Origin of the sequence: Paenibacillus sp. N3.4 (genome assembly GCF_008017805.1) — a bacterium.
Taxonomy (GTDB): Bacteria; Bacillota; Bacilli; order Paenibacillales; family NBRC-103111; genus Paenibacillus_E.
This window is the reverse complement of sequence record NZ_VRTT01000001.1, coordinates 287241-313646: the sequence shown is the minus strand read 5'-3', so window position 1 is coordinate 313646 and position 26406 is coordinate 287241. Positions and strand designations below refer to the sequence as shown.

Annotated in this window: 27 protein-coding genes and 2 tRNA genes; 17 read left to right on the top strand and 12 right to left on the bottom strand. The window is 43.8% G+C overall.

Annotated elements, in window-relative coordinates:
* Positions 1 to 94 precede the first annotated feature (94 nt).
* Positions 95 to 1003: a LysR family transcriptional regulator gene (locus tag FU659_RS01425; protein WP_147945885.1), complete on the top strand. Its 909-nt coding sequence runs from the start codon at positions 95 to 97 to the stop codon at positions 1001 to 1003.
* A gap of 80 nt (positions 1004 to 1083) precedes the next feature.
* Here FU659_RS01425 and FU659_RS01420 read toward each other — a convergent pair whose 3' ends face one another.
* Positions 1084 to 1605, bottom strand: a complete 522-nt coding sequence (locus tag FU659_RS01420; protein WP_147945884.1) for a GNAT family N-acetyltransferase — start codon at positions 1603 to 1605, stop codon at positions 1084 to 1086.
* Between the two features lie 308 nt (positions 1606 to 1913).
* On the opposite strand from FU659_RS01420, the gene FU659_RS01415 reads away from it, so the two are divergent.
* The 4 genes from FU659_RS01415 (at position 1914) to FU659_RS01400 (ending at position 7347) form a co-directional block, all read left to right on the top strand.
* The gene (locus tag FU659_RS01415; protein WP_147945883.1) at positions 1914 to 3677 is read left to right on the top strand and encodes a methyl-accepting chemotaxis protein; all 1764 of its coding nucleotides are present in this window, start codon (positions 1914 to 1916) and stop codon (positions 3675 to 3677) included.
* 700 nt (positions 3678 to 4377) lie between these two features.
* On the top strand, positions 4378 to 4647 hold the full coding sequence (locus FU659_RS01410; protein ID WP_147945882.1) for a CD3324 family protein: 270 nt from the start codon (positions 4378 to 4380) through the stop codon (positions 4645 to 4647).
* A gap of 297 nt (positions 4648 to 4944) precedes the next feature.
* Entirely contained in the window at positions 4945 to 5916 is a 972-nt protein-coding gene (locus FU659_RS01405; protein ID WP_147945881.1) for an alpha/beta hydrolase fold domain-containing protein, read from the top strand.
* Positions 5917 to 6459: 543 nt separating this feature from the next.
* A complete protein-coding gene (locus FU659_RS01400) occupies positions 6460 to 7347 on the top strand; it encodes a fructose bisphosphate aldolase (RefSeq protein WP_147945880.1) in 888 nt (295 codons plus the stop codon).
* Between the two features lie 341 nt (positions 7348 to 7688).
* Here the strand turns inward: FU659_RS01400 and FU659_RS01395 are convergent, their stop codons facing one another.
* Positions 7689 to 8504: an ABC transporter permease gene (locus FU659_RS01395; protein WP_147945879.1), complete on the bottom strand. Its 816-nt coding sequence runs from the start codon at positions 8502 to 8504 to the stop codon at positions 7689 to 7691.
* The gene (locus FU659_RS01390; RefSeq protein WP_261807545.1) at positions 8501 to 9520 is read right to left on the bottom strand and encodes an ATP-binding cassette domain-containing protein; all 1020 of its coding nucleotides are present in this window, start codon (positions 9518 to 9520) and stop codon (positions 8501 to 8503) included. Before FU659_RS01390 ends, FU659_RS01395 begins: the two co-directional genes overlap by 4 nt.
* A 709-nt stretch (positions 9521 to 10229) precedes the next feature.
* On the opposite strand from FU659_RS01390, the gene FU659_RS01385 reads away from it, so the two are divergent.
* Positions 10230 to 10850 (top strand): transcriptional regulator, encoded by a 621-nt coding sequence (locus tag FU659_RS01385; RefSeq protein ID WP_397354837.1) that lies wholly within the window; start codon positions 10230 to 10232, stop codon positions 10848 to 10850.
* A gap of 962 nt (positions 10851 to 11812) precedes the next feature.
* Here FU659_RS01385 and FU659_RS01380 read toward each other — a convergent pair.
* The 3 genes from FU659_RS01380 to FU659_RS01370 all read right to left on the bottom strand — a co-directional run bounded on the left by FU659_RS01380 (position 11813) and on the right by FU659_RS01370 (position 12817).
* Positions 11813 to 12130 carry a type II toxin-antitoxin system RelE/ParE family toxin gene (locus FU659_RS01380; protein WP_222708467.1) on the bottom strand — a complete coding sequence of 106 codons (318 nt, stop codon included), beginning with the start codon at positions 12128 to 12130 and terminating at the stop codon, positions 11813 to 11815.
* A complete protein-coding gene (locus FU659_RS01375; RefSeq protein WP_147945877.1) occupies positions 12127 to 12390 on the bottom strand; it encodes a type II toxin-antitoxin system Phd/YefM family antitoxin in 264 nt (87 codons plus the stop codon). Before FU659_RS01375 ends, FU659_RS01380 begins: the two co-directional genes overlap by 4 nt.
* 362 nt (positions 12391 to 12752) lie before the next feature.
* Positions 12753 to 12817: transfer RNA gene (locus FU659_RS01370), tRNA-Ala, on the bottom strand.
* A gap of 227 nt (positions 12818 to 13044) precedes the next feature.
* Here FU659_RS01370 and FU659_RS01365 point away from each other — a divergent pair.
* Both FU659_RS01365 and FU659_RS01360 read left to right on the top strand, forming a co-directional pair.
* Entirely contained in the window at positions 13045 to 14757 is a 1713-nt protein-coding gene (locus tag FU659_RS01365) for an ABC transporter ATP-binding protein (protein WP_147945876.1), read from the top strand.
* 193 nt (positions 14758 to 14950) lie between these two features.
* A complete protein-coding gene (locus FU659_RS01360) occupies positions 14951 to 15619 on the top strand; it encodes a DUF559 domain-containing protein (RefSeq protein WP_147945875.1) in 669 nt (222 codons plus the stop codon).
* Positions 15620 to 16208: 589 nt separating this feature from the next.
* Here FU659_RS01360 and FU659_RS01355 read toward each other — a convergent pair.
* A tRNA-Ala gene (locus FU659_RS01355) sits at positions 16209 to 16281 on the bottom strand.
* A gap of 213 nt (positions 16282 to 16494) precedes the next feature.
* On the opposite strand from FU659_RS01355, the gene FU659_RS01350 reads away from it, so the two are divergent.
* Both FU659_RS01350 and FU659_RS01345 read left to right on the top strand, forming a co-directional pair.
* Positions 16495 to 16782: a cytochrome c oxidase VIIc family protein gene (locus tag FU659_RS01350; RefSeq protein WP_147945874.1), complete on the top strand. Its 288-nt coding sequence runs from the start codon at positions 16495 to 16497 to the stop codon at positions 16780 to 16782.
* A gap of 15 nt (positions 16783 to 16797) precedes the next feature.
* The gene (locus FU659_RS01345; RefSeq protein ID WP_147945873.1) at positions 16798 to 17313 is read left to right on the top strand and encodes a VanZ family protein; all 516 of its coding nucleotides are present in this window, start codon (positions 16798 to 16800) and stop codon (positions 17311 to 17313) included.
* On the opposite strand, the gene FU659_RS35025 is transcribed toward FU659_RS01345, so the two are convergent.
* On the bottom strand, positions 17291 to 17440 hold the full coding sequence (locus FU659_RS35025; protein ID WP_187273825.1) for a hypothetical protein: 150 nt from the start codon (positions 17438 to 17440) through the stop codon (positions 17291 to 17293). The two genes, FU659_RS01345 and FU659_RS35025, sit on opposite strands and share 23 nt — an antisense overlap.
* Before the next feature lie 110 nt (positions 17441 to 17550).
* On the opposite strand from FU659_RS35025, the gene FU659_RS01340 reads away from it, so the two are divergent.
* Positions 17551 to 19380, top strand: coding sequence for an SgrR family transcriptional regulator (locus tag FU659_RS01340; RefSeq protein ID WP_147945872.1), 1830 nt, complete (start codon positions 17551 to 17553; stop codon positions 19378 to 19380).
* 67 nt (positions 19381 to 19447) lie between these two features.
* Positions 19448 to 19843 (top strand): hypothetical protein, encoded by a 396-nt coding sequence (locus FU659_RS01335; RefSeq protein ID WP_147945871.1) that lies wholly within the window; start codon positions 19448 to 19450, stop codon positions 19841 to 19843.
* Between the two features lie 25 nt (positions 19844 to 19868).
* Here the strand turns inward: FU659_RS01335 and FU659_RS01330 are convergent, their stop codons facing one another.
* On the bottom strand, positions 19869 to 20129 hold the full coding sequence (locus FU659_RS01330; RefSeq protein WP_147945870.1) for a hypothetical protein: 261 nt from the start codon (positions 20127 to 20129) through the stop codon (positions 19869 to 19871).
* Between the two features lie 210 nt (positions 20130 to 20339).
* Here FU659_RS01330 and FU659_RS01325 point away from each other — a divergent pair, with 210 nt between their 5' ends.
* Positions 20340 to 21005: a tetratricopeptide repeat protein gene (locus FU659_RS01325; protein WP_315971256.1), complete on the top strand. Its 666-nt coding sequence runs from the start codon at positions 20340 to 20342 to the stop codon at positions 21003 to 21005.
* Positions 21006 to 21033: 28 nt separating this feature from the next.
* Here the strand turns inward: FU659_RS01325 and FU659_RS01320 are convergent, their stop codons facing one another.
* On the bottom strand, positions 21034 to 22083 hold the full coding sequence (locus FU659_RS01320) for an acyltransferase (RefSeq protein ID WP_147945869.1): 1050 nt from the start codon (positions 22081 to 22083) through the stop codon (positions 21034 to 21036).
* A gap of 268 nt (positions 22084 to 22351) precedes the next feature.
* On the opposite strand from FU659_RS01320, the gene FU659_RS01315 reads away from it, so the two are divergent.
* Positions 22352 to 22783: a DUF86 domain-containing protein gene (locus FU659_RS01315; RefSeq protein ID WP_147945868.1), complete on the top strand. Its 432-nt coding sequence runs from the start codon at positions 22352 to 22354 to the stop codon at positions 22781 to 22783.
* Positions 22784 to 22867: 84 nt separating this feature from the next.
* Positions 22868 to 23500: a helix-turn-helix transcriptional regulator gene (locus FU659_RS01310; RefSeq protein WP_147945867.1), complete on the top strand. Its 633-nt coding sequence runs from the start codon at positions 22868 to 22870 to the stop codon at positions 23498 to 23500.
* Between the two features lie 45 nt (positions 23501 to 23545).
* On the opposite strand, the gene FU659_RS01305 is transcribed toward FU659_RS01310, so the two are convergent.
* Positions 23546 to 24178, bottom strand: a complete 633-nt coding sequence (locus FU659_RS01305) for a bifunctional 4-hydroxy-2-oxoglutarate aldolase/2-dehydro-3-deoxy-phosphogluconate aldolase (RefSeq protein ID WP_147945866.1) — start codon at positions 24176 to 24178, stop codon at positions 23546 to 23548.
* A 204-nt stretch (positions 24179 to 24382) separates the two neighbouring features.
* Here FU659_RS01305 and FU659_RS01300 point away from each other — a divergent pair, with 204 nt between their 5' ends.
* Positions 24383 to 24829, top strand: a complete 447-nt coding sequence (locus tag FU659_RS01300) for a DUF948 domain-containing protein (RefSeq protein WP_147945865.1) — start codon at positions 24383 to 24385, stop codon at positions 24827 to 24829.
* A gap of 13 nt (positions 24830 to 24842) precedes the next feature.
* On the top strand, positions 24843 to 25211 hold the full coding sequence (locus FU659_RS01295) for a YtxH domain-containing protein (RefSeq protein WP_147945864.1): 369 nt from the start codon (positions 24843 to 24845) through the stop codon (positions 25209 to 25211).
* A gap of 60 nt (positions 25212 to 25271) precedes the next feature.
* Here the strand turns inward: FU659_RS01295 and FU659_RS01290 are convergent, their stop codons facing one another.
* Positions 25272 to 26387, bottom strand: coding sequence for a phosphodiester glycosidase family protein (locus tag FU659_RS01290; RefSeq protein WP_147945863.1), 1116 nt, complete (start codon positions 26385 to 26387; stop codon positions 25272 to 25274).
* Positions 26388 to 26406 lie beyond the last annotated feature (19 nt).

Here is a 26406-nt window from a genome sequence, read left to right as displayed (position 1 = left end):
AATTAAGTGTAAATGAAGTATAATCATAAGTATAATATATCTTTTTTCTGTATTTATACTTTAAATATATGAATGGGTGCAAGGAGAAGTTAGGATGAATCTGCATGCCTTACGTTTATTTCACGTGATCGCCTCCACGGGAAGTGTGACACGCGCCTCAGAATTATTAAATATAAGTCAGCCAGCTATTACGGCTCAAATTAAAAAGTTCGAAAAGGAATTATTCCTCACGCTGCTAAAGCCTCAGGGCAGAGGGATTGCTTTAACTGATGCCGGTGAAAAAATAGCTTTGCTTGCAAAGAGGCTCTTTGCGGTAGAACAGCAAATCGAACAATTCTCACAAGATTACCGTAACGGAACGAACGGATATATTCGATTAGCTGCAACGTATTTACCTGCTCATTTTCTGATCCCTACTTGGATTGCAAAGTTCAAACAACAATATGAACAAGTCGAAATGACGATTACTACGACCAATTCAAGCGATGCCATGAAAAAGCTGTTAAATGTGGACGTAGATTTAGCGATTTATGGAGGATTACCCGAAGAGTATCCCGATACGATACAGACTGAAGAGCTGTTTCAAGATGAATTATGGTTTGTAGTTGCTCCAAATCACAGATATGCGAACCAGCAAGTCTCATTACTCGAAATGATGAGGGAGCCTTTTGTCATGCGGGAGGAGGGAAGTTCAACACGCGAGAGATTATTTGCTCTGTGTCGAACGTATAATTCATCGATACCCAAAATCACGCTGCAATTCAATGGATTGCATGAGGCTATCACGGCAGTTATTGCCGGTTACGGCGCCAACTTCGTTTCTTCATTGGTTGTACGTGAATATGTTGAGCGTGGAGAATTATGTCGCGTCTATGTTGAAGGGATCCATCTACAAAATACAATTGCTATCTGTACGCGGAAAAATGAACCGCTATCTGCAGCGACGACAAACCTCATTCAAATGATTCGTCAGAATCCTTATAAAAGGTCGTTGAGCGTTTAGCGTCCTTGTAAGACAAAGAAAGCCCCCCTTGATTGTTTCATTATTTCAAGAGGGGCTCTCTGCGATATACCAGAGGTATTTTATAAACGGTTGCGTTCGGGAACCTGATACACCTCGGTATACAAGGTTCCTTTATAAAGGCCAAATTCAGATTCCGTAAGAGCTTGAGGATAGCTCATAATGTTGAGCGATAAATCCTCTTGTCCCTCCTGAAGAGGAGGCTGCACATATTCAAAAAAATTGAGATGAAACCCCAATCGCTCATAAAAGCCTACTCTCCGTTGTGCTAACTCTATGACAGGCGGCTCTACTTCCAACAAAACAGGCTTCTGTGACTCTCCGATATACGCGTTTACTAACTTTCCCCCTATGCCTCCACCACGTATGGTGGGATTAACGGCAATATGCTCCACAAAACGGAACAGAGGAAATTCCCATGCGGCTAAGAAAGCGATGATGTTCTCATTGTCATCCATCTGCGTAATAAGGTGGTAGTAGGGGTTGGAAAGTAGTGCCTGTTGCCCAGCATAAGTTCTCATTTCACTATCCGGAAATGAAGATTTCATAATCGCGAAGATTTCATTAAATTGTCTTTCGTCCATGATAAATTCTCCCAACTGTTCTGGTTGTCTATAAACATTGTTATCATACATGGTTCCGACGCTTGCCGGATTCATAAATAAAGGTGAACACCTGATCCAAAATCATAACAAAATGTTCAGACGTTTCCAAGTCGCGCCTCTTTCTCTATCACCGCCGTGTCATCCAATCTTAATTCTGCCATCGTTTCAGCTTAGTTATTTTAGAATATTAGTATGCAAATGGGGAGGGATTTTGAAAAAAATATCGAATATTCTCGAATATTAAAAAAATATAGCAAGACATAGCAAAAAGGGGCTTGATTCATAGGATGATTTTGTTCAAATGGGTTAGAAGACGCTTGGCATTGCGAATTGCTGTCGTAATTATGATTGTTATTCTGCTATTATCATCGGGCTATATGATGTTACAGATAACCAATTCAAAAGTAGCAGCCAATCAGGTAATTACAAGCTATGGCGCGCATATGGCAGAAAGTTACTCTAAGCAAGTTAACTCAGCAAGATTGGAACAATTTTTGAAAAACCCACAGGAGAATGATGAATATTGGACGATTCGACAAGAACTGGATCTGTTCCGTACGCAAATCGGAGCGCTTTATGTTTATATAGTGCGCATTGATGACAGTCAGCATCCACTTATTATGATCGACGGCCAACCTAAGGATTCGGCATCTGCTTCTCCCATAAACGAAGTAACTGATATTCCTCCAGATGCTGTCAAAACGCTGTTAATGGGAAATACGGCAAGCTCTGCGATCATCGACAATCCCCAATATGGCAAATATATTTCTTCGTACGCGCCAATCAAACGATCGGATGGCAGTGTTCTTGGCGTTATAGGAATCGATACGGAAGCCGCGGCAATTGATAGCATTGCTAGCAGCGTTATCCATAAAAGCATACCGTACTACTTTCTCATGATCATACTGACATTTTTGGGCATTGGGTTTCTGGTGTGGATGCTTATTCGTGCCCTTCGCCCGCTGAAATGGATCGTATCTGCTGCAAAAAATATTTCTTCCGGTGAATTCGCAGAGGCAAAAAGGCAGCTTCAGGAACATCCCGTACGAACGGAGGATGAAGTTGGTGCCATGCACAGTGCCATTGTAACAATGTCGAATAGTCTCCATACCATTGTCGGTGGTATGGTTTCAAAAACTGCTCAACTATCCGATCAATTGGTCAGTTCCTCCGAACGCTTCACCTCTGAAGCACAGCATTTGCTTGAGATGAATACCCAACTTAACGGGGCGGTCAATCAGGTTGCTAGCGGAGCAAATGTTCAGCATAGCAGCACCCAGGATAGCGCGCGTGCCATGGAAGAGGTCACATTCACAATTCAGCGCATATCAGAAGCCTCATTTATGGTTTCGGACGCCTCCGTTAAAGCTCTGGAGAATGCTGAATCAGGCCGAAATATGATCGGGCGTATGAATCAACAGATTCGTACGATAGCCTCAGCTACTGACGAAACCGTCAGACGTGTTACCATTTTACGTGACTATTCGAGCGAGATCGAAGAGGCTTTAAAAGCCATTTCCAACATTGCCAAACAAACCAAACTACTTGCATTGAATGCATCCATTGAGGCTGCACGTGCCGGTGAGCATGGTACCGGGTTTGCTGTTGTCGCAGGAGAAGTGAGAAAATTGGCAGATGATGCCTTCGGCTCTACACAACGCATCGCTTCTTTACTGCATAATGTGCAAAATGAGTCGTTGCAAATCAGCGAGGCGATGGATAAGGGGTCAATGGAAGTAAGAATGGGCACGGAATTGTCGGCGGAGGTTGAAGAATCTTTTTTGACCGTCGTGGAGATGTTCCGATTCGTAACCGAACAAATACAAGAAATTTCCGATGCTACGGAGCAAATTACCGCGAGTTCAGAGGAAATATCGGTTACGGTCGATGAAATTGCCGGCATTGCCAAAGCTACGTCAGATCAAACGCTCCAGATTGGAGAATGGACGGATAAACAGCTAAGTATTGCAAGTTATTTTGCCGATTCGGCTGCAGAGATCAGTAGAATGACACATTATTTACAGGAATCTGTTAAAGAGATTAAGGTCTGAGGAGAATCATATATATCGTAAAAGCAAAACGCAGGATCAAATTCGGCGTATGAATTTGATCCTGCCGTTTTGTATTAACTTTTTATTTCATGAAGTGGGATTGCAAGCGTAATCTGAAGCATAAATCTTTCCGTTACAATTGTTATCTAGAAGAATTAGAAAAAAATTAGACCTGCAACTCTTTACGGTCGCAAGTCCAATTCGCTCTATGTGAATAGTGGTAATGGGGTATTTATAGAATAACAGGGGGATATTAACCCAACCTTAAATTCAGATAATTATTACGTGAATAGACAAGTCGCATTTAATCCCCATATGCATGCCCTGCGTGGAGACATTACAGCCGCGGCGGGCTGCTGCACTATTTTCTCCTCACAAAATCATGGGCAAGCTTAGTAGATGCATTTTTATCAAGGATGCATCCATTCTTACGGATGAAGATCATGTTGATCATTTCGCTGGTCACAGGGGAGCGGAAGAATACAATCTTTGAAATTATGCTATACTTGTAAAGTAAAAGGGGGTGCTTACTGATGGAGAATCTCTTAAGATTGTCTGTCACTTCTTCTACTCATGCAAAGCCAATTATTGGGAAAGCGTTACTTTGCATGGGGCGAAACAAATTTTAACGCTGAAAAAGCTTTTCTAATATTTTGGCTTTGCACCTTATTTAAAAAATCAAAATAAGGGGCGGGCAAAATTGAAATATACAAATGCAACAAAGGTTTTACCCGAAAAGCTAATCATGGAAATCCAAAAATATGTTCAAGGAGAGACTCTGTACATTCCTAAGCAGGAAGCGGAATATAAGGATTGGGGAAGTTTGAGTGGCGGGAGGCGGTTGCTTGATCAGCGAAATGTCGCTATCAGAAATGCTTTTATTAGTAACAGCAGTATCGACCAACTGGCTATGGAATATTTCCTCTCAACCGAAACCATTAAGAAAATAGTTTATTCATATAAAAAGTAGGGAACAACACTGGTGAATATTTTTCATCAGTGTTTTTTATGTAAAAAATGAATCTAAGTCATTGTTTTCATTTAAGAAGCTTATTTCACTCTTTAAAATAGGAGTAGATACGTCAGCAACATAAAAAGGACAGCTATGGGGATATACGTGATGGCCAACTTCCGAGTTAGAATCTAAATCTCTTCGAAAGAGTTTACAACAAAAGGGTTTGGATAGGGTCCCGTTTCCTGAATAAAACGAAGGGAAATATTTAATAATAAATTGTGCTTATAACAAGAAAGTGAGGAAACTATTACTATGACGGAGCAAAAAAGCAGAAGTAGACATCTGATTGATCCAGAAATTATCAGGGCAGTTGATTTAATACCAACAAACGATCTTACCCAATCAACGTTAATGGAATCACGTAAGAATCAATCGCAAATGATGCCACAAATAGATGTAACACAGATGTTCCCTGTCACATTGGAAGAAAAGGTTGTGCCAAGTTATTTTGGTGGTCCAGATATTCGAATAGAAATCATTAAGCCCAAACAACCAAAGTATAATAAGATGCCTCTATTTTATTCGATTCACGGAGGCGGGATGGTTTTAGGAAGTCCAGTCGTTGATCGTCCAGGTAATGCGTCACTTGCTGCACAACATGGTTTTTGTTGTGTATCTGTGTATTATCGCTTAGCCCCAGAGCATGTACAGCCAAGTCAGTTGCAGGATTGCTATTCGGGCCTAAAATGGTGTATTGCACATGCGGAGGAATTAGGGATAGATACTCAGAAAGTTGCCATTGCAGGCGGAAGCGCTGGCGGTGGTTTAGCAGCTGGTCTAGCCCTATACATTCGTGATCAGAAGGAATTCGAAATCCATCATCTAAGACTAATGAGGCCAATGCTAGATGACCGTACGAGTATTGCGCCAGAACATCCATATGCAGGTGAGTTTATTTGGACAAAACAAAGTAATTATTTTGGCTGGAAATCTGTATTAGGGCATGAACCAGGTCAGGAGACCGTAAGTGAATATTACGTGCCTGCGCGTGCAAAGTCACTGGCCGGGTTACCACCGACTTATATGAATATAGGTACCATTGATTTATTCATAGATGAAGCCATAATATTTGCCAAACAACTGGTCTTAGATGGTGTCTTAGTGGAATTTCATGTCTACCCTGGGTACCATCATTTGTCTCCCATGTTTCCGGATGCATATTTTTCAAAAGAAGGCGCCAAATCAAGTGAACACGCCTTACTGAAAGCTCTGGAGTTGCTTTGATTTTGATGGTGAAAGTGGATGTTGATAAAATCAGGTTATACAACTTTAAAGGTGTCGATCGTACAATAAAAGCAGCGGCAGTCTAAGACTTTATTTTTCAAGTCCTAGTGCGCCGCTGTTTCATTTTTAGAACCAGTCTAACACTTATTTTAAAAAGGCTGTTATCGATAACAGCACATCTCCTGATTGTTCGCGATCATCCCAGCAAGGTGCCTCTGGCGGGCCTCAGATCTTCGCGACGCCTTTTCCACCAGCTTTTCAAAATAACCTTACAATGATTTTTCGCAGTAACAATCAGCAATGCTTTCTCATGTTCGTAATCAGAAAAGGATCGATCGGGTCTTAGTAATTTCAGGAATATAGATTGAATAGAATCCTCTGCATCTGTTTTACCTCCGATTGAAAGTTTAATAATATCTTATTTCTGGAAAAAGGGGCGTAAAAGCAGGTAGTGAAGCTATAGGATGTAGGAATCCTAATAAAAGTGCTATAATAAAAGAATAATAAATGCCATTCAGTCCACGATAGGGAGGAGAAATATTCATGAATACAAAGCAATTGGATCGAATCCATACAGGAAAGGGCTTTATAGCGGCCTTGGACCAAAGCGGGGGAAGTACTCCTAAAGCTCTGCTGCAGTATGGTATTAAAGAAAATAGCTATTCGAACGAAGAAGAGATGTATGCATTGGTTCACGAAATGAGAACGCGTATTATAAAAGGTTCCGGGTTTGACTCCCAGTACATTTTGGGTGCCATTTTATTTGAGAACACGATGGATCGACTCATTGACGGGCAATATACCGCCGACTATCTTTGGGAGAAGAAAGGCATTGTTCCTTTTCTCAAAGTCGATAAAGGGCTCGCTGATCTTGAAGACGGGGTTCAACTCTTGAAGCCGATTTCCGGTTTAAACGACCTTCTGAAACGGGCGGCAGAGCGCAACATCTTCGGGACGAAAATGCGCTCGCTCATTAAGGAAGCCAATCCTGCGGGAATCAAAAAAGTCGTGGAACAACAGTTTGCCATCGGCAAGCAAATCGCAGAAATGGGACTGGTTCCGATAATTGAACCAGAAGTTGATATCTACAGCGCTGATAAGATTACTTCGGAAAAACTATTAAAAGATGAAATTTCCGCTCATTTATCGACCCTGGGCAAAGACGTAAATATTATGCTTAAACTTTCCATACCTACGGAAGACAATTTCTACAGCGATTTAATGGAAGATCCGCACGTTGTAAGGATTGTGGCTTTGTCAGGCGGCTATACGCAAGCGGAAGCAAACGAGAAGCTTTCACATCATCACGGGTTGATCGCCAGTTTCTCGCGTGCCTTGTCAGAGGGGCTAACCGCAGGGCAAACAGACGATGAATTCAACGCGATGCTGTTCAAATCTATTCAGGATATTTATGAAGCCTCCATCAAATAAAAGAATTCTTGAAAACCTAAGCGTATCTAACAAAAAAATGAATATTTGATTGTCCAAGCATATCCAACAAAATTTACAATGACTCCGAACTTTGTCAAAATCGGAGTCATTTTTTGTTAGTTAATGAAATCCATGACGCAACCTACGGAGTCAGTACTGAGTATTCGTGCGATTATCGGGCTAACTGTCTAAAGCAGGAAAAACACGCCACTACTGGCGTGTTTATATGTTTGATGGAGCCTTTGAGATAAAGTTCCTTTGTTATAATAGCTGGTGTGCGACCAAGTCATAGACACAGCTGAGCCATAAATGGAGGAATTGCTTAGTAGTGTTTACTTGAACTACGTCCGACGCATATATGCACGTACCGTAATAGGTGCAAAGATCGCTACAATGACAGCAGCTCCTATGAGAGAGATAGCAAGATCCCAGCCTATGGTTCCATTGTTGGAAAGCTCTCGAACAGCTGTAACGAGGTGCGAGATCGGATTGATGTTAACAAACCACTGAAGCCAGTGGGGCATGGTTTTGACTGGCACGAAGGCGTTAGAAAGAAACGTGAGCGGGAACAGTACAATCATCGAAATCCCTTGTACGCTTGAGGCTGTGCGGGCAATCACGCCGAAGAAAGCAAAGATCCAGCTAATCGACCAGGAGCAGAAAATAACAAGAAGTGCAGCGATGGCGACGTTTTCCAAGCCTCCATCAGGGCGATAGCCCATGATATATCCCATTGTAAAGGTCAGCACAGTCGCGATGGTATACCGGATCGTGTCTGCCAATAAGGCTCCCGCCAAAGGAGCTATGCGCGCGATAGGCAAAGATTTGAATCGGTCAAACACGCCTTTATCCATATCCTCACGCAATTGGACACCGGTAACGATTGAAGTAGTGATCACGGTCTGCACCAGGATGCCGGGAATGATGACAGGCAAATAGCTTTGCACGTCACCAGAAATGGCCCCGCCAAAGATGTAAGTAAACATGAGGGTGAATATGATTGGCTGGAGCGTAACGTCGAACAATTGCTCGGGTGTGCGCCGAATCTTCAGCAGACCTCGATAGGCCATCGTCAATGTGTTGCGTACCGTTTGGCTGAAGCTCGTGTGGTTTTTTAATTGGCGATCTACACCCGATTTCATTGAAGTGCTATTCATACTTTTACCTCCTCCGCTTCATAGGACACCTGCAACGGGTCCTCCTTAACACCATGGCCTGTGATGGTTAGAAATACCTCGTCGAGAGTCGGTTTCTGCACACTCATTTCGGCCAAGTGAATACCCGACTCGCGGAGGGCGATAAGCAGGTCTGTGACCTTGTCGACGTTCGCCATTGGTGCAGTAATCTTTCCGGCTTCATAGGACACATTGGAATGAATTTTGAGCACCTGTTCAATGGTCTGACGCGCGTTTTCGATGTCCTGTAGATTTTGAACTCTCAAATGCAAAGTTGAGGTACCCACTGAAGCTTTTAGTTCATCGACAGTGCCCTCGGCGACGACTCGACCATGATCGATAACCGCGATACGGTCTGCCAGTTGATCTGCCTCTTCTAGATACTGCGTTGTTAGGAGTACGGTTGACCCGGTCTTCACTAATCTTCGCATCGTATCCCACATCTGTGAACGCGTACGCGGATCTAGCCCTGTAGTCGGCTCGTCCAGGAAGATCAGCGGTGGCTGTGCAATGAGACTTGCTGCCAGATCCAAACGGCGTCTCATGCCGCCGGAGAAGTTTTTCAACGGCCGCCTCGCAGCCTCCGATAAACCAAATTCCTCAAGCAGCGCTTCTGCTTTATGCCGCGCCTCTGAGCGCCCCAGCCCGAGCAGCCGAGCGAAGATGATCAGGTTCTCGGTTGCGCTAAGAGATTCGTCGACCGATGCATACTGACCGGTCACCCCGATCAATTGACGGACAATTTGCGATTCTTTCACCACATCGTGCCCGAAGATTCGAGCCGAACCCGCGTCCGGTCGAAGCAGGGTCGCCAGCATTCTTATTGTGGTTGTCTTGCCTGCTCCATTCGGACCAAGTACGCCGTAGATTGTCCCGGCGCGAACGTTCAAATTTACGCCATCCACCGCGCGATTGTCGCCAAAAACTTTGATGAGTCCGCTAGCTTCGACAGCCCAATCACCGTTGTCCGCCTCTATATTCTTGTGTGTTTGATGCACTGCAACTCCTCCTCCTATATGAATGTTTATGTAGTGATGGTAACTCATGTTTATAAACTGAATGTAAACAATGCATGAGCCGAAATTGAAAGTATATGCTCATTCGAGTGCTAGAATTCTGACCCGTGCTTCTATACGAGGATTCGGCTGCTGGATCCTTCAACAACGGCAAGAATTCAAGTTTGTGCTCAAAAGAGACGAGGCGTTACATCGGCGGGGACTCAAGTCTAAGCTGAAAAGAGACAAAGCCTTACACCACTCATAAAATCAACTGTCACTTCAGGATCAGATAATGCATGCCTATCTGAATTTTGATTCTTTTGGTGCTGCCTATGCTTTTACTCCATGCGCAGCCTATTAATCCCCGCCGATACATCGCCAGAACGATGATTTTAGAAAATCGTTTGGTATGATTCCAGAATGCCAATGGTTAATTTTTGCAGCTTTCAGTCGAATGTAGACTGGATACGTGTACGAGAATATGACAGTTGAAAATGAAAGAAAATATGAATTCATAGTGGGAGTTGAAATATTTTATACATTAGATATACTGAAAATATAACGTTGGTTGTGAAGCACACGCCGCTTTGACACATTCTAAACCTGCTTGTCGGGTTTGATGTCAAAGCGGCGTTTTGGCTTTCACACACCATGATAAGAAAGGATGTGTTTAGCGATTTTAAGCTTTGATCAAGCTTATGAGGGATGGATGCAAAGAATCATTACACTAGAACAAAATAACAGAAGACGCGAATTACTGAATAAAGGGCTCGGCCACGGCACTCTCGAATTTTTACGTTCCGTTTGGTTTCCGATTATAAGAAACTTCGACCATCTGTACCCTGAATGGGAAGTGCGTGATTTTAACAACGGTTATCGTTACCTGGATCTGGCTTTTATGCCTGACGGCAATGTAAAGGGAGGGATCGAGATTCAAGGATATGGATCTCATGCAAGAGATCTTGATGTGAGACGCTTTAAGGATTTATGTTGGCGGCATTGCTTATTAGCATTGGACGATTGGATTTTCCTGCCGATTGCCTATCCTTCCATTACGGATGAACCGAAACGCTGTCAGCAGCTTGTCCTCTCCTTTCTCGGAAAATTCATGGCTACGGATGTGCCCAAGCATTTGACCTGGCTAGAGGCGGAGGCCATCCGCTATGCGAGGCGGCTGCTACGTCCTTTTGCAGCGGCAGAATTGGCAACTCATTTGCGAATTACAGCCCCACATGCGAGGCGAATTCTTCACAAGTTAGTCGAACTTCAGTTATTCATCGTTGTCGGTGGCAAACAGCGTTATCGTTCGTACGGCTTACGAACTCAATAAACCTTATTTGATCAAAATAACGTGTTTTGAGATTCTAACGAACTCCAGAATCGCTATTACCGGCAAATGCCTGCATTCCCTCTATTTTTTTCCTCATTAACGCCGCTGGAATTCGTTAGACTAGCAAAAAAACAATTTAGACGATCATAAGGACAATAGGGTTCGTTAGCAAGGTAGCGGGTTAGCATAGGGGAGACTAAGGTTAGTTTTCTAGCTTGAGATGTCCGAGTATTGATTAACTTGATGACGAAGGAAAATCGACGAAGACAAGTTTAGCGATAGATTCAGACGCCGTGCTCCTGCACTCGAAACTATTTCTTGGAAGTATATTCATCCGTTCCGTCCGCGCGGGCGAACCGCTGACCTCTTCGCTGCCAGCGAAACGCTCTCCCTCGTTGGTTAGTTTCACATCCCGTGAAAAAAATTAACAGGTTGGGTACGATATAGCACAGGGGATCCAGCCACATTGCTGAAGTATTTGGCAGCGGGTGACGTTATTAAATATAATGGTCAATATTGGGCCTCGCCACAATTAGTAAAAATGATATCAACTGAAGAAGTGGTTTATTCTGTAAATATTTCCAAAAAAATAACTAGATCGAGCGTATCCTTCACTTTTAAACGGTATATCTAAATCGTTCTTATCTCTCATAATTCCATAAATTAAAGGCGAGAACCTGATATCAAGCTATTCTTGAAATCAGATTTTCGCCTTTTTTGAGAATTTTTACAATTCAAAAATCGGAACATTGATACTACACTCACATCTTACACTTGGAAAAATTGTGAAAAATAAAAAAAGGCATTATTGACATTATCATATGGACAATAGGGGGATGTATGAATCTATGATTTAATGGCTAACGAAGCGAAATCTACGAAGACAAGCTTAGAGGTAGATTCTGACGCCGTGCTCCTACGCAATCGCTCCCGAGTGAGTCGGTTTCACTACCAAAAAGTTTTTAGAGTAAGCTGCTCCATTGCCTCTTTCCGTAAAGAATCCGAATGATTGTAACGGTTTCTTCTTTTTCTGAGATAACATAGAACACGATGTACGAGTCCACGAGTATATGTCGAATGCCATTCGCTGCTAATCGTTCATCGCGAACTAAACCGTTTCTAAAAGGCATTTGCTCCAATTGAAAAGTGGCCTCAGCGATTCTAGTAATCATTTTTCGCGCTGTCGTCGGTTCCAATAACTCGTTTGCGATATAGTTGGCGATGTCTCGCAAATCCGCTTCTGCCAGATCAGTGATCACTATACGATATTTTTGGATCACTCTGAAATTCCCTTTTCGATGTCTGCAAGTGCCTCATGAAAAGGTCGTACCTTCTGCTTTTTCAATTCATCCATACCTTCATCCAGCAGCTTATAAAGTTCGAACTTTCCAACTATTTTTTCGTATGTTTCAATACTCATTACAGCTAAATCGCCTTGGCCATTCTTTGTAATGTAGACTGGTTCATCATATTTATGGCAAAACTCAGATATCTCGTTGTAATGATTTCTTAGATCTGAACTTGGTCGAATATTTGGCATATTAATTCTCCTTCCGTCAGTATATCGTTATTTTATCAAAATAACGATACGCACTCAAGGTCATTGAGCCAAATTATGATTAAGTTTATTGATGAAAAACTCATTGTGGAAAATATTGAAAGAAAATTATATTATAGAAATAAGTAATTCATTGCGTCAAATAGGACATTAAACTGCACTTATAGAGCCTAAGGGATGTCCAAATCCTGATCGAAGAGGCCTTTTAGCGGTGGATTCAGACGCCGTGCTCCTTCGCTGACGCTACGTCCGCGCGGGCGAACCTCTCAGGGGTTCTCACCCCCAAAGGCTCCAAGAACGAAAAAAAGAACATGTCATCAGAGATGTTCTTTTATCGTTCTATATGGAGCCTAGGGGGATCGAACCCCTGACCTCATCGCTGCCAGCGATGCGCTCTCCCAGCTGAGCCGGTTTCACTACCCGAATCCATATGGATAACGTTTAACTATAACCAAATAAGACCATGAGGTTTCATAATGAAATGGTTTACGATGGAATTATAAAAAACAAGGAGGAATTGACATGAAAAAAATGATGAATTCTATCGTGCAAACATATAAGGGGAAACACTTTCTTAAGTCATAAGCGGCATATCCCTTATATGTGTTTTAAATAACACAAAGAAGGGGAAATTCGATGCGTCCTACAGTCAATAAATTTTTCTCATATTACAAACCGTATTTAAGCATGTTTATTTCAGTATTAGCCTGCTCCTTTATCACATCAGTTGCGACTTTGGTATTTCCGTTACTCGTTCGGTATATTACGAAAGATGTTCTCGAAGGAGATTTATCAATTGCTCTCCATGAAGTGTATGGGGTTGGGGGGCTAATGCTAGTTTTAGTCGCGATCCAGAATATCGGTAATTATTTTGTGGACTACAAAGGCCATGAAATAGGCGCTCGCATGGAAAGTGACATGCGCAGTGAACTGTTCGCTCACATGCAAAAGCTTCCCCATAGCTTTTACGATAAAGAAAAGACAGGTCGGCTCATGTCGCGAATAACGAACGATCTGCTGCTGCTTTCCGAGCTGTACCATCACGGTCCGGAAGATTACATGAAATATCTCGTCCGCTTTGTTGGAGCATTTAGTATTTTGTTCTTTATTAACGCGCCATTAACGATTGCCGTATTCTGTTTTTTACCATTTTTAGGTCTCTTGGCTTTGTATTTTAATAAAATGTTGAATAAGGCAATAAGAAGAAACAAAGAGCGAATTGGGGATGTAAACGCTCAGGTAGAGGATAGTCTTACGGGTATCCGTGATGTAAAATCGTTTGCCAACGAGATCGTAGAGATCAGGAAGTTTAACCAGGAAAATGCCCGTTTCCTCGAAAGCCGTAAGATCACGTATAAAGCGGAGGCGCTTTTTTACAATAGCTTTGAAACGATTATTCAATTGATTACAATTACGGTGATCATCTTTGGCAGTGCCAGTATCGTCAACGCTGCTTTAGACTTATCGGATTTGCTTACTTTTTTACTCTATATCAGTTTTATGATCGAGCCGATTCAACGACTGAATCATATGAGCACACAGCTTCAAGAAGGAGTCACTGGCTTTCAGCGCTTTATGGAAGTCATGAATTTGAAGCCGTCAATCGAAAACAAGTCGAATGCCATAATTCTGCCGGAGATACACGGGGAGATTGAGTTCAGACAAGTTTCCTTCTATTATGAAGAACATTTGGACAGCGTTTTACAAAACATTTCGCTTCGTATCCAGCCGGGTGAGTATGTTGCCTTAGTGGGTCCGTCTGGTGCGGGAAAAACAACATTATGCTCGCTCATCCCTCGCTTTTATGATGCGATAGACGGGATCAACGTCCGTAATATCGACCTAGAGTCATTAAGGAAAAAAATTGGTTTTGTACTGCAAGATGTTTTCCTTTTTGCTGGGACGGTGATGGAAAATATCCGTTATGGAAATCAAACAGCCAGCGATGAAGAAATTATCGCGGCAGCCAAGCACGCCAATGCCCATGATTTTATTATGAACTTGCCAAATGGCTATGACTCCGAGATTGGCCAGCGAGGTGTCAAGCTGTCCGGTGGACAGAAGCAGCGGCTAAGTATTGCTCGCGTATTCTTAAAAAATCCACCCATTCTTATTTTAGATGAGGCGACAAGCGCACTGGATAACGAGAGTGAAAGAATCATAAAGGCATCATTAGAACTGCTGGCAAATGGACGTACAACCATCGTAATTGCCCACCGCCTTTCCACAATCCGCAATGCAGGGCGAATTATCGTATTGACGGAGGACGGTATTGCGGAACAAGGTACGCATGATGCATTGCTTGCGCTAGATGGCGTGTACGCAAATTTGTATGCCAAGCAGTTTTGAATTTTTTATCCAATTGCTAGGGTCAAATGGTCCGGTATGGTGGAGCCTAGATGAATACTGACTGCGCCCAATTATTGGACTGGAAAAACCATCCATTTCGAGTTACAATAGTGTCAACGAGACGAAGAACGTCCCGCTCCATTCCTCAACAGTTGGAGCCGGGGCGTTTTTTTATTAGGGGGGGTTGGCGAAAATGACATTCGAGCAGGCACACGCCACATATATACATTATCACTTGCAGAGACGGACAGGGGAACGAAGAGGTCGACTGGATAGGGGGCATAGGGAAGCGGAGAAAATGTTTTGCAGAAATGTATGGTGGGATCTGTTAGGAAACTTCGACGATTTGCATCCGGAATTCGAAGTGCTCGATTGGCGCGGCTTGTCCTATTTCTGCGATTTTGCCTGGTTAACGCAGGCAGTGAAGCTAATCATCGAAATCAAAGGTTTCGGTCCGCACGTTCGGGATATGGACAGGCAAAAATACTGCAACGAGCTAAACCGGGAAACATTTCTATCCGCAATGGGTTTCCAGGTCCTATCTTTTGCTTACGATGACGTCGCTAATCGTCCCGAGCTTTGCATCACGTTGCTACGGATGGTGCTTAGCCGCTACCAGTCGCAAGCTTCTCCCGTAAGTCTCGGAAGTGTGTCGGAAAAGGAAATCATTCGCCTTGCCAGCAGACTCGCCCGTCCGCTGCGTCCAATCGATGTGGAAGCTCATCTAAATATCAATCATCGTTCGGCGGTTCGAACGCTACGGTCTCTCTGTTCGAAGGGGCTGTTTACCGCAGCTACCGGATCAGCAGGCAAACACATCGTACGTTACGAACTTCAACGAGGCGCATTGCAGCACTTGTAATAAGCCTGCAATCCTGCATCCTTTTACTTCTTAATTCACTCACTGTGTATTATTCCTGCAAAAGTACACTTTTTAGCAGCTCCATCTCGAAGATTAGCTAAAATCAAAGCAATATTCCTGTACATTTGCAAGCTTTCATTCCCCGCATCGGATTCAATCGAAAAATAACTGTATAATCGCAGGATTTGATGAGCACCGAAGGTAGGAGTAGCTAACTCTTTGCATTAAAATCGTGCTCGTCGGCTGACGCTCCGTACGCGCGGGCGAACCCACCGGGGTTCTCACCCCGTAGCTCCATGCAAAAACCGCAATCCCGAAGGACTGCGGTTTTTAGAGTATGGAGCCTAGGGGGATGCCATGGAAATGGCACCCCAACAAAGGGATGTCCGAATCCTGATTTAAATGGCTGACGAAGCGAAATCGACGAGGACAATCTCAGCGGTAGATTCAGACGCCGTGCTCCTGCACTCGAAGTTATTTCTTTGAAGTCTATTCATCCGTTCCGTCCGCGCAGGCGAACCCACCGGGGTTCTCACCCCCATGCTCCATAAAAAAACCACGATCCCGAAGGATCGTGGTTCTATTTGTATGGAGCCTAGGGGGATCGAACCCCTGACCTCATCGCTGCCAGCGATGCGCTCTCCCAGCTGAGCTAAGGCCCCGTGTAATGATGCGGCTTACTTACGCCGACTTTTTGTATTATACATGAATTCATTTATTCAAGCAAGTCCTATTTTCAGTTCATTTATTTCGACGATTTTTCCTGTCAGCGCATTTGACGATTTTGTTGCAATAAGGAGCAAACGTTGTTCCAGCGCTTTTTTCATGCTAACCTAGTAAGATATACTAGTTGAATCGTTTGGGAGTGACCGAGAGTGTCGAATGCTGTGTTGTATTGGGTTTTCTTAGGTGTTGCTTTTGCAGTGCCGTTTTTGATTGGCGTGTGGATGATGAGGAAGACGAATAGACTGGCGTTTTCTTTTTGGACGACAACGGCCTTGAATATTGTAATGACGCTGGCTGCTGCCTTGTGGTGGAAATCGGTGAGTCAAACCCCTTTTCAGATGATGTTCGGAATGGCTTTTTATGGGATTTCGTGTGTCAATCTCATGGTGATTGAATTCTTTGCTTTATTCAGTATGCGTAAGAAATTGAATTCTTAAGGAGTAGGGACCAGCATGCGAAAATCATCTTCGAATCGCTATTATTATGCGTTCTTAGCCGCTGCCATCCTTTGGATGGCTTTTATTTTTATCAAATCAGGGGAATCGTATCAGCAGCAAAGCCTGCGTCCGCTTTTGGAATCAAAGTTTTCTGGCGTTGAGCTGACGAAGCAGTTTCCCAAATGGGAGTTTACCTATGATCATCAAAAAGTATCATGGCAGGATCCCATTGGTTTCATTGAATTTCTCATAAGAAAAGCAGGGCACATTAGCGAGTATGCTGTACTTGCCCTGCTTTGGTCTCTGGCGTTGCTTGTAAAACAAGTGAGAGTTTTCATAGCGCTGCTTGCCTCCTTTGTTATTTCAGTGCTTTATGCAGCATCGGATGAATGGCACCAAACGTTCGTAGGCGGCCGAACAGGCCATGCCATTGATGTGGTCGTGGATGCAAGCGGTGCGCTGCTTGCCCTGCTCGCGGTGCTGCTCGTTCTAGGAATCAGAGCAAGGTTTAGACAAAGAAGAGCAAGTTAGCTAACAGCACGTAGACTTTTCGTTTTTTAAGGGATTTCCATTTCCAATGCTCGCGGGCCTCGAATTCCAATTCTTGCTGCTGCCATTGCATCAATTTCTCGGATACATATAAATCAGTGGGTTGCATATGTTTCACCTTCCTTATTTTTCTTTTGTCTTAAGTGTACTTCTAGAATAAGGGGAACAAAAAGAGTATAATTCACTTTAACTATTTCCCCTTTTATAGAAAGGAAGTGAATGATGCAGATTTTAACCCATTATCTAGAGCTTCGTGCTACCTTTGAACCTGGCGTGGAGAATGAACCGCAGCCGATTACATTGGAAGAGTTAGCCAATCGTTTGTACTGCACTACGCGAAATGTGAAGATTTTGTTGAAAAAAATGAGTGAACAGGACTGGATTATTTGGAAGCCCGGAAGAGGAAGAGGTCATGTGTCCGAGCTGACTTTTCTTGTCACAGTGGAGGATATGATCTCGAAGCAGGCCATGGCATTAGCCAGCCGGGGCGATTATAAGGGAACGATTGAACTGATTCATCAATTGGGTAGAGGAGAGGCACTGCAGGACTCTTTTATCGATTGGTTGTTCAGTTATTTCGGTTATCGTGCAGTCGAAAATGAGGAGCGCTACAAGGATATTCTGCGATTTCCGGTCTATAAATGGCTGGTGTCTTTGGATCCGGCGCTTTCTTTTTTTGCGTTCGATTGCCATCTGATTAATCAAATATTCGATACGCTTGTCCAATATAATCCGCAATCGAAGGTTGTAGAACCTCATCTGGCTCATTATTGGGATATTAGCGAGGATGGTTTGCATTACACCTTTTATTTGCGAAAAGGGGTTTTGTTCCACCACGGCAGAGAAATGACGGCTCACGATGTTCATTACTCCATACAAAGATTAAAGGAGTCGGGACGACAGGTAAGTCAAAGATGGATGACGGACTGTATAGAGAATATGAAGGTGCTGAATCGAAGCGCCATTGCCATTGAATTAAAGCAGCCGAATGTGCTTTTCTTACAGCAGCTAGCTCAGTCTTCGTTAGCCATTATTCCGGAAGAAATTTGCCGGGACAATGAACAGATTTTTGGGCGGATGCCGATTGGGACGGGACCTTTTAGACTAGAGAGCAATGATGACTACATTTGCAAGCTCAGGGCGTTTGATAACTATTTCGGAGTTAGACCGCATTTGGATCAAGTCGAAATCTGGCTCTTGCCCCATGATTTGTCCGAGGTTGGTCCGAGCTGGGATACCGTTCAGGTGCTTTGTGATGATACGAATTCCCGTAAGCCTGTCGGTGCCCTAGGTAAAGATTCGGAATGGCATCAGATCCAGCAGTCGATGTTGGGTTGCAGCTTACTTACGTTTAACAGGAATAAAAAAGGACCTCAGCAGCATCTGCATTTCCGTAAAGCGGTTGATTTAATTTTGGATAGAGAGCGCATGATTGATGAATTAGGCGGTCTAAGGGAAGCTCCGGCCAGCAGTTTCTTGCTCACCAGGGGCCGTAATGGCAGAATGAGGGAACATTGCACGGATTTTGACGAAGCTAGGCGTCTTCTTGATGAAATGGGGTATAACGGTGAACCGCTGCGGATGTTTATTTACAGTTACAATAACGATGATGCGAATTGGATCATCAAACAATGTGCCAAAGTGGGAATTCAGGTTGAACTGATAACCAAAAGCAAGTCAGATATGATGCATCTGCACACAATTTTGGACGCTGACCTTATTTATTACCATATGTGTATGGAAAGCGATTTTGATCTTCATGTTATCCAAACCTTGAAGGAAAGCAACAGCTATGTACGGGCCCATTTGACTGACGAACGTATGGCATGGATTGATGACGAAATCAATCAGATTCTGCTCAATGCTAATCAAGAGGAGCGCATGAGCAAGCTAAATGAAATTATTGAAGAGCTCCAAGATGAGTATTCTTTTTTGTTCGTCTACCATCGTTCCTTACAGACAACGTTTCATGATTCGATTCGGGGCGTAACGATTAACGATTTGGGATGGGTTGATTTTCGCAAAATATGGTTAGCGCCGAAAGCTTGATAAATGGATCCAAATCTGGAAATACTCCTCGTATCTACGTTGATGTGTAGAAGAGGAGGGTATGGATATGAATAAAATCAAACAAGCAGCCATCGTTCGGTTTACAGAACGCAATGATGTTCGCTGCGCAGATATCGAGGTTGAGGTAGAAGGTAGAGAAGGTACGCTGTTAGTGGAGTTCAAAGCTTCCGAAGGCTATGACTTTGATATGACGCACGTGTACATGAAAGACGCTTCGAATGAAATAGACTGGTATGACAACAACCTGCATGAGGCATTCCAGGATGTCACTGAGCAATTATTCCAAAGTGAATCACATGAAAGGAAGCAGCTTGATCGTGAGACTTTTAAGGAAGATATACTTTCCTATGGTTCCATTGGGGAAGAGCTTGAGGCAAATTTCAAGCTTATTCATCCGGCAGCGGGTATCTCACGTACGAGTGAAATCGATCAATGGACATAAGCTGCACGAATAAAAAAGACAACCCTTAAGGTTGTCTCGTGTATGGCTCATAACGGCTTTCCATGGAGTGCCAGCGAGCGTTGGCAATGAAAAAGCCAATAAATACGAAAACGAGTAAGCGAATAGGAATCCAGACCCAGTTGATTTCTTTAAAGCTGATCAATTCGATAACGCTAAATAGGATCGTGAGTCCAATACCCCAAGGCAGCAAGCCGAAGAGGATTAAATATTTGGATCTTCCTAATTGTTTTCTTTTTTGCCAAATGTCCTTGCGTGGATCGCTCATATGTAGGCTCCCTTTTCTTTTTATTATAACACCGCTATCGTGAAATCACGAATGGTTCAGAAACGCTATATCCTAAAAGTATTCGACTTTATGCCGAATACTTTTTTCTTGCGAAAGGGATGACCAGACTAACCAAATTATGGTAGTATAAGGGATGTTCGCATATAGGATGTCAGTTGGTTTTTTGGGCAATGGGAAGGAGAATTTGTTGTGCTGATCAAAATACTTGCATTTGGTTTACTATGGCGCCTTGTTGGCAACCCGTTTCTGGCTCTTCTCATTTTAGTAGTGGTTCTATATTTGCTGGATCGGAGATTTGTAGGATTAACGCCAAACATATTGAAGCCTTTTCAATTAAATCGCAGAACATCCAGATTGCGAAGTGACTTGCATGCTAATCCACATAACATTTCAGCGAAGCTGGAGTTGGCACGGATACTATTAGAACGCAAAAAGTTCAGTGAAGCCCTGCCCTTATTGGAACAATCACTCCATGTAATGGAAGATTCGGCAGATGTTCACTACGAAATCGGACTCTGTTACTTGAAGTTGGGCGATCTTGCAAAGGGTGAAGCCTTCATGCTGAAAGCGGTAGACATGAATCCTCGGGTTAAATACGGTGAAGCTTTTCTTCGCTTGGGAGAAGCAATGGCAGCTGTTTCCCCGGAGAAAGCTGTTTCCTATATGGAGCGGTTCCGAGATCTCCAATCCTCCTCAGTTGAAGCTTATTATCGTCTTGGCCAGTTGTATCAACAGCTTAACCGCAAAGAGGATGCCAAACGCGCTTATCGTGAAGCGTTGGACATCTATAAGGGTTTGCCGCGCTACAGCCGAAGACAGCAGCGGCGCTGGGCACTTTTAGCCCGCTTTAAATAAGTGTATAAAGAAAGAAGGACCTGGGCCTTTAAGGCTTTAGGTCCTTCTTTGTGCTTTGATAAAGTCGAGCGATGAGCCATGAGCCAGATAGCCCGAAAAGTATGGACGCCATCGTGTGCAAATCATAGAGCCAGATGCGCTCCTTCATCGGCAGGATATGATCCCAAAGCGTCAACAGAGCGGGATGCACCAGGTAGATAGTGAAGGAGGCAATGCCTAAGGAAACCAGCACTTCACCTAACCGTGAACGGCTGGCAAGCAGTCGACGTCCCCCTTGCATGCAGCATACGGCCATGGCCATGCTGTAGACGAGCAGCGCCAACTCAAACCAAGTATTCTCCATAGTTAAGGCCCCATATTGATGAAGGAGCAGCATACCTACATATCCAATTCCTCCAAGCATCATGGTTATCCATATCCACAATTTATTAATGTTCATCCACGCGACAACGGCTTCGTAATAAATGCCGGTGAAGGCTCCAAAAGCAAATAGCGCGACATAGGTTAAACACAAGGAGGTGTATTCGGGAATAGGATGGATCCAATGATTGAAGGCATAGCAAGCTGCTTGCAGGATAATGCCTAAGGGAATCAACCCCATGCGCAGAAAACGATATTTGCGAACTAAGTTCATGATGAGTGGAAATAGCACATAAAATTGTACAATGATCACGATATAATAGAGATGATAGCTCGCATGACCGGATAAAAGCAATTTGAGAAAGTAAAAAGTATCAAAATTAATTTTGCCATGATACATAAATTGATTGTATACATAGTAGAAGAGAGAAGCCACCACATAGGGAATTACAATTTTACGCAACCGTTTTGTCCAAAACAGGAACGACATATGGGGTTTCCAACGATCATAATAGGAATAAAACAAGACAACCCCGCTGATCCAAATAAACAGGGGGACCGTAAACAAACTGGCTTTGTTGAGTATGAAAAAAACGGCTTGTGATCCGGTTCCGATGGGAAGCAGTGTGGCGCTGGCTGTCCCATGAATGACAAGAACAGCTATAATGGCAATAGCTCGAATGACGTCGATTTCTGGTAGTTTGGGCCTTGATGACATGATGGGCTGCGCTCCTTTTCACTTTTTTCAATGTAACATGAAAGAAATGAGAGGACAATAGGGATTATGCGTGTAAGGGTGATGCTTGACGCTCTCATGCCATAGCGATACACTTATAGAAGTTTGAATCAGTTTTGATCAAGAGGGTGAATTTACGTGAGTTATGAGTATGTCATGCAGGCTGTATTGTTAATTTTTCTTGTCATTATTACATTTTTTGCAATGATGATTTGGACGAAATGGCGAAAAAGAGGACGGAGATAGCCCCATGTATTTTATTAACCATGAACAGATCGATCAAAGAATTCAGTTTTTGACCAGCTTGGCGAATGCCTGCAATCAGCTTGAAAAACAGTGGGCGGAAGGCACGAACAATCTGGTTTGGCAGCTTGCACAGGAACGAGTGCTTCAATTGGCTATCGAAACGGTGACCGATGTGGGGAGCTTGTTAATAGATGCTTTTATATTAAGAGATGCGAGCAGTTACGAGGATATCGTGGAAATTGTGCAAGGTGAAGGTGCATACTCAGCCGCATTAACGGAGACATTGCTTCAATTGGTGAAGCTGAGAAAACCACTTGTGCAGGATTACGCGACTTGGGATCGTGAAGGGATGCATCCCCTAATTCCTTTAATCCCAGCGGCATTAGAGGAATTCGGTACAAGCGTTCGAGCGTTCATTAAGAAAGAAATGGAATAACATACATAGTTGTTTCTTAATTTACTTATTGTACGGGATGCTGTAAAATGAGACTTAATTACAGTTCCGAGGGTAGGTGGACCAATGAATCATGCACTTGAGACATCCACGCGCAAAGTGATTCTTTCCATGCTCAAAACTCAGGGACCGCTTAGTGTTCACGATATTTCCAAACAGCTTGGCATTACTGAAATGGCTGTTCGACGTCATATTAACTCCTTGGAAAAGGATGATCTGCTCCAGACGAAGCTTGTACGACAGGCGATGGGCAGACCAACCAACGTATACACCTTGGCTCCGCAAGCAGATGAGTTGTTTCCTAAGAAATATTTGCAATTGACGCTCGATTTACTTGGTGAATTATTGGAAGACGAAGGTCATGAGAAGATCGAACAATTATTTGAAGGCAGGCAAGGGAAACTTGAATCTCGTTATCAACCTAGGATGATTGACAAAAACTTGGAAGAACGAGTAGCGGAGCTTGCTCTAATCCAGAACGAGAATGGCTATATGGTAGATTGGTCACAGCTTGGGGATGATGAGTACATGTTCAGTGAACATAATTGTCCAATCACGCAGGTGGCGAATACATTCCAGCAAGCATGCCGCTGTGAGCTTGCGTTATTTCAGAATTTGCTCGATGCGAAAGTGGAGCGAACAGAATGCTTGGCCAAAGGCGCAAGTAAATGTGTCTATATGATTCGCCCAAATAAATAACCATCACCCTCACGATTGATGAGGAGGATGGTTTTTTTGTTTTCTTTACACGGATGCTGCTATCAAGCCAGCTGCTTTTTCTGTAATCCACTCGAAGTTTCCTGCTTCGATTTCTTTCAAATTAATCAAAGAACCGCCAATACCCAGTCCGTAACAACCAATTTGAAGGAACTGTTTAATATTTTCTTCGGTTACGCCACCGACAGCCATCATCGGAATGTGATCTAACGGACCCATCAATTCTTTGATATAAGGCAGACCTAGGCTTGCGCTGGGGAATATCTTGACAGCTGTCGCGCCGGCTTTCCATGCTTTTACGATTTCAGTCGGGGTCATGGCACCTGGGAATATAGGAATGTCTTTATTTTTGGCCCAGCGAATAACTTCCTTATCGGTATTGGGGGTCACCAAAAAGGATGCTCCCGCATGAACGGCTTTTTTGGCATCCTCCAGATCAAGGACAGTACCTGCCCCGATATACATGTGCTCTCCAAACTTATCCTGAAGCTCTTTGATCATAGGTAAGGCCCCGGGGGTATTCAGTGTGACCTCCATCACGGTTACTCCGCCTTTAAGGAGGGCATCCGCAACAGCTGCGATCTGAGATTGTTGAACGCCACGCACGATGGCAATGATACGCGTACGTTCGATTTGGTTCATTCCTTGCTCGCGATTCATGAGAATTCCTCCTACGTGGAAAGGTTGTTTTGTTTTCATTATGACAGGTCCCAGAAATTTTTCCAGTTTTTTTGTGTCAAAACAGTCCGCTCCTGCCTATACTGTAGTAAATCATAGGCATTCGTCTAGAAGCTGTCATCAACGCCCAGGTAGTAAATTCTGTTTGGCAAGCATTTCAAGGCAAACACACAGGAGGTACCCTTCATGACATGGATAGAAATAAGTGTCGTTAGCGCAGCTGTTGCTTTTATCCTACTGGTCGGCTTTACCCTTCGGGTATTGCTTGCAGCTACACATACCTTGAAGAGCTTAGGTGAAGCCATCGTTCAAGTGAAAAAGAGTGTAGAGCTGACAGCAGAGCAGGCCGAGCAATGGATAAGTCAGGCTGCACAGCTCACGGAAGAAGTACATGACCAAGTAAGGGTACTACAGCCATGCCTACGCACCATTGAACAGGCAGGAGCAGCTATAGGGGATGTGGCTTCTGCGCTTGGTAAGGCATCGCGGGTGATGAACCAATCGGTTCAAGGTGTGGAAAAGGTTGTGCATACCCACCAGAAACGATTGCAAGATGCTTTGGAATGGGCCACAACAGGCTTTGAGTTATGGCAAAGATGGCAGGCTAATCGAATGGCCAAATCAGACAAATAGGAGTGGATTTCATATGTCCAATGAAACAAGAGGAAAAGATCTTCTCATCGGAGCGGTTGTTGGAGGATTACTCGGAGCGGCGACAGCACTGCTGTTTGCGCCCAAATCCGGTCGTGAACTGAGAGGCGATATCGCCGATCATGCCCAAACGGTTAGTGATAAAACGGTGCAAATCGCAAGTACAGTGAGCCAAAAGACGCAAGACGTGGCAAGAACAGTAGGTGAAGCAACATCAGACCTCTATGGTAAAGCTAAAGATGCTGCGGTTACCGTTGTGGAAACCGTTCGCTCGTGGAAAGACGTCAGAACGTCCGATGCATGTGCCATTGACATAGAAGCTTCTGAAGCAGCAGAAGATTTGGTTATTGTAGGGAATCGCTAATTGCTTAGCAATGCAAAAGAAGGAAGCCCGTATATAAGTGGGCTTCCTTCTTTTTTAGTACTACCACTTAGATGGATCAATTTTGCTTATATCCAGGCCTTCCCATACATTCTTAATCACAGCCGTTTCCGGATGATCGAAAAGAAGCCAGGCTGTAGGCAGATAGCGTTCTCCATATTCACTTGACGGTTTGTTGACGATGACATTGTTATGGACAAGTACAGTAGAAGCCCCACCGTCTAAGTTAGCGGCAGTAACAGCTCCGTGCTCTAGGAAAATTTCCTGAATATCATAGAGAGTAGCACCAATGCTGTTTTTCTGTCTGCCGTCGATTATGGCAAAGAGAATGGAGCCGTCCTTCGTTTGAGCCATACTTGTGCGTGGCGCGATACCCCAACCATCGGCTTGGCTCTTGATCTGTCCGACTCCATTGACGATGAAGCGCGGACTGAACGAGACCGCTTCCTGAACGCCCATGTCTATAAGTTCAGAAACCTTGTATTTCCCCGCTATCATGCGCCCCTCTTTATCAATCCCAACAACCTGCACAGTCCCATTCATGCCTTTATCATTATAGAAAATTTTGCCGCCGGAGATAACGATCCCTTCAGGTTGAAAACCGTTACCTTCCCAATTCGGGTCGATGAAACCGCCGCCGTTTACGCCGAGAACAGCTCCTGTTCTTTTGACCATGGAGGAGACTTTCTCTCCTTTGCCAGCTTTCTCAGGAACAGCAATTCTTAATTTTTTGGGATCTGATATCGTGACCAGCTGTCCCTTGAAATTCGTTCCGGAGATCGGTTCTATCGTGACCAGCTCTTTCTTTTCGATGACAGGTGTCTTCGTGTTGTGCTCGATTTCGACAATACCTTTATCCTTTTCATCGCCCATTTCATCAAATTTTTTCCAATAGGCTTCAACGCGGGTCTGCAGCTCGGTGGAGCCGATCAAATATTTGGCCCAATCTCGGTGTTGAGTCGTAATCAACGTATCGGCCATCATGTATCTGACGTTAGAACCCGATAAGGTAAGGAAAAACCAACCCATAACCCCCATGAAAAGCACAACAAACACAAGTAACGTGTACATGATGAACCGTATAATGCCGGAGAGCTTCGATTTCATTTTAACTTGTTGACGAGAAGGCAGCTGGGAGGCTGTTTGCTGTAACGCCATTTGTTCTCAACGCATCCTC

What these genes read in the sequence shown, in the direction of transcription:
- FU659_RS01425 (WP_147945885.1), top strand. Translation starts at nt 95, where the DNA reads ATGAATCTGCATGCCTTACGTTTATTTCACGTGATCGCCTCCACGGGA.
- FU659_RS01420 (WP_147945884.1), bottom strand. Translation starts at nt 1,605, where the DNA reads ATGGACGAAAGACAATTTAATGAAATCTTCGCGATTATGAAATCTTCA.
- FU659_RS01415 (WP_147945883.1), top strand. Translation starts at nt 1,914, where the DNA reads ATGATTTTGTTCAAATGGGTTAGAAGACGCTTGGCATTGCGAATTGCT.
- FU659_RS01405 (WP_147945881.1), top strand. Translation starts at nt 4,945, where the DNA reads ATGACGGAGCAAAAAAGCAGAAGTAGACATCTGATTGATCCAGAAATT.
- FU659_RS01400 (WP_147945880.1), top strand. Translation starts at nt 6,460, where the DNA reads ATGAATACAAAGCAATTGGATCGAATCCATACAGGAAAGGGCTTTATA.
- FU659_RS01395 (WP_147945879.1), bottom strand. Translation starts at nt 8,504, where the DNA reads ATGAATAGCACTTCAATGAAATCGGGTGTAGATCGCCAATTAAAAAAC.
- FU659_RS01385 (WP_397354837.1), top strand. Translation starts at nt 10,230, where the DNA reads ATGCAAAGAATCATTACACTAGAACAAAATAACAGAAGACGCGAATTA.
- FU659_RS01375 (WP_147945877.1), bottom strand. Translation starts at nt 12,390, where the DNA reads ATGCCAAATATTCGACCAAGTTCAGATCTAAGAAATCATTACAACGAG.
- FU659_RS01365 (WP_147945876.1), top strand. Translation starts at nt 13,045, where the DNA reads ATGCGTCCTACAGTCAATAAATTTTTCTCATATTACAAACCGTATTTA.
- FU659_RS01360 (WP_147945875.1), top strand. Translation starts at nt 14,951, where the DNA reads ATGACATTCGAGCAGGCACACGCCACATATATACATTATCACTTGCAG.
- FU659_RS01345 (WP_147945873.1), top strand. Translation starts at nt 16,798, where the DNA reads ATGCGAAAATCATCTTCGAATCGCTATTATTATGCGTTCTTAGCCGCT.
- FU659_RS35025 (WP_187273825.1), bottom strand. Translation starts at nt 17,440, where the DNA reads ATGCAACCCACTGATTTATATGTATCCGAGAAATTGATGCAATGGCAG.
- FU659_RS01340 (WP_147945872.1), top strand. Translation starts at nt 17,551, where the DNA reads ATGATGCAGATTTTAACCCATTATCTAGAGCTTCGTGCTACCTTTGAA.
- FU659_RS01335 (WP_147945871.1), top strand. Translation starts at nt 19,448, where the DNA reads ATGAATAAAATCAAACAAGCAGCCATCGTTCGGTTTACAGAACGCAAT.
- FU659_RS01330 (WP_147945870.1), bottom strand. Translation starts at nt 20,129, where the DNA reads ATGAGCGATCCACGCAAGGACATTTGGCAAAAAAGAAAACAATTAGGA.
- FU659_RS01320 (WP_147945869.1), bottom strand. Translation starts at nt 22,083, where the DNA reads ATGTCATCAAGGCCCAAACTACCAGAAATCGACGTCATTCGAGCTATT.
- FU659_RS01315 (WP_147945868.1), top strand. Translation starts at nt 22,352, where the DNA reads ATGTATTTTATTAACCATGAACAGATCGATCAAAGAATTCAGTTTTTG.
- FU659_RS01310 (WP_147945867.1), top strand. Translation starts at nt 22,868, where the DNA reads ATGAATCATGCACTTGAGACATCCACGCGCAAAGTGATTCTTTCCATG.
- FU659_RS01305 (WP_147945866.1), bottom strand. Translation starts at nt 24,178, where the DNA reads ATGAATCGCGAGCAAGGAATGAACCAAATCGAACGTACGCGTATCATT.
- FU659_RS01300 (WP_147945865.1), top strand. Translation starts at nt 24,383, where the DNA reads ATGACATGGATAGAAATAAGTGTCGTTAGCGCAGCTGTTGCTTTTATC.
- FU659_RS01295 (WP_147945864.1), top strand. Translation starts at nt 24,843, where the DNA reads ATGTCCAATGAAACAAGAGGAAAAGATCTTCTCATCGGAGCGGTTGTT.
- FU659_RS01290 (WP_147945863.1), bottom strand. Translation starts at nt 26,387, where the DNA reads ATGGCGTTACAGCAAACAGCCTCCCAGCTGCCTTCTCGTCAACAAGTT.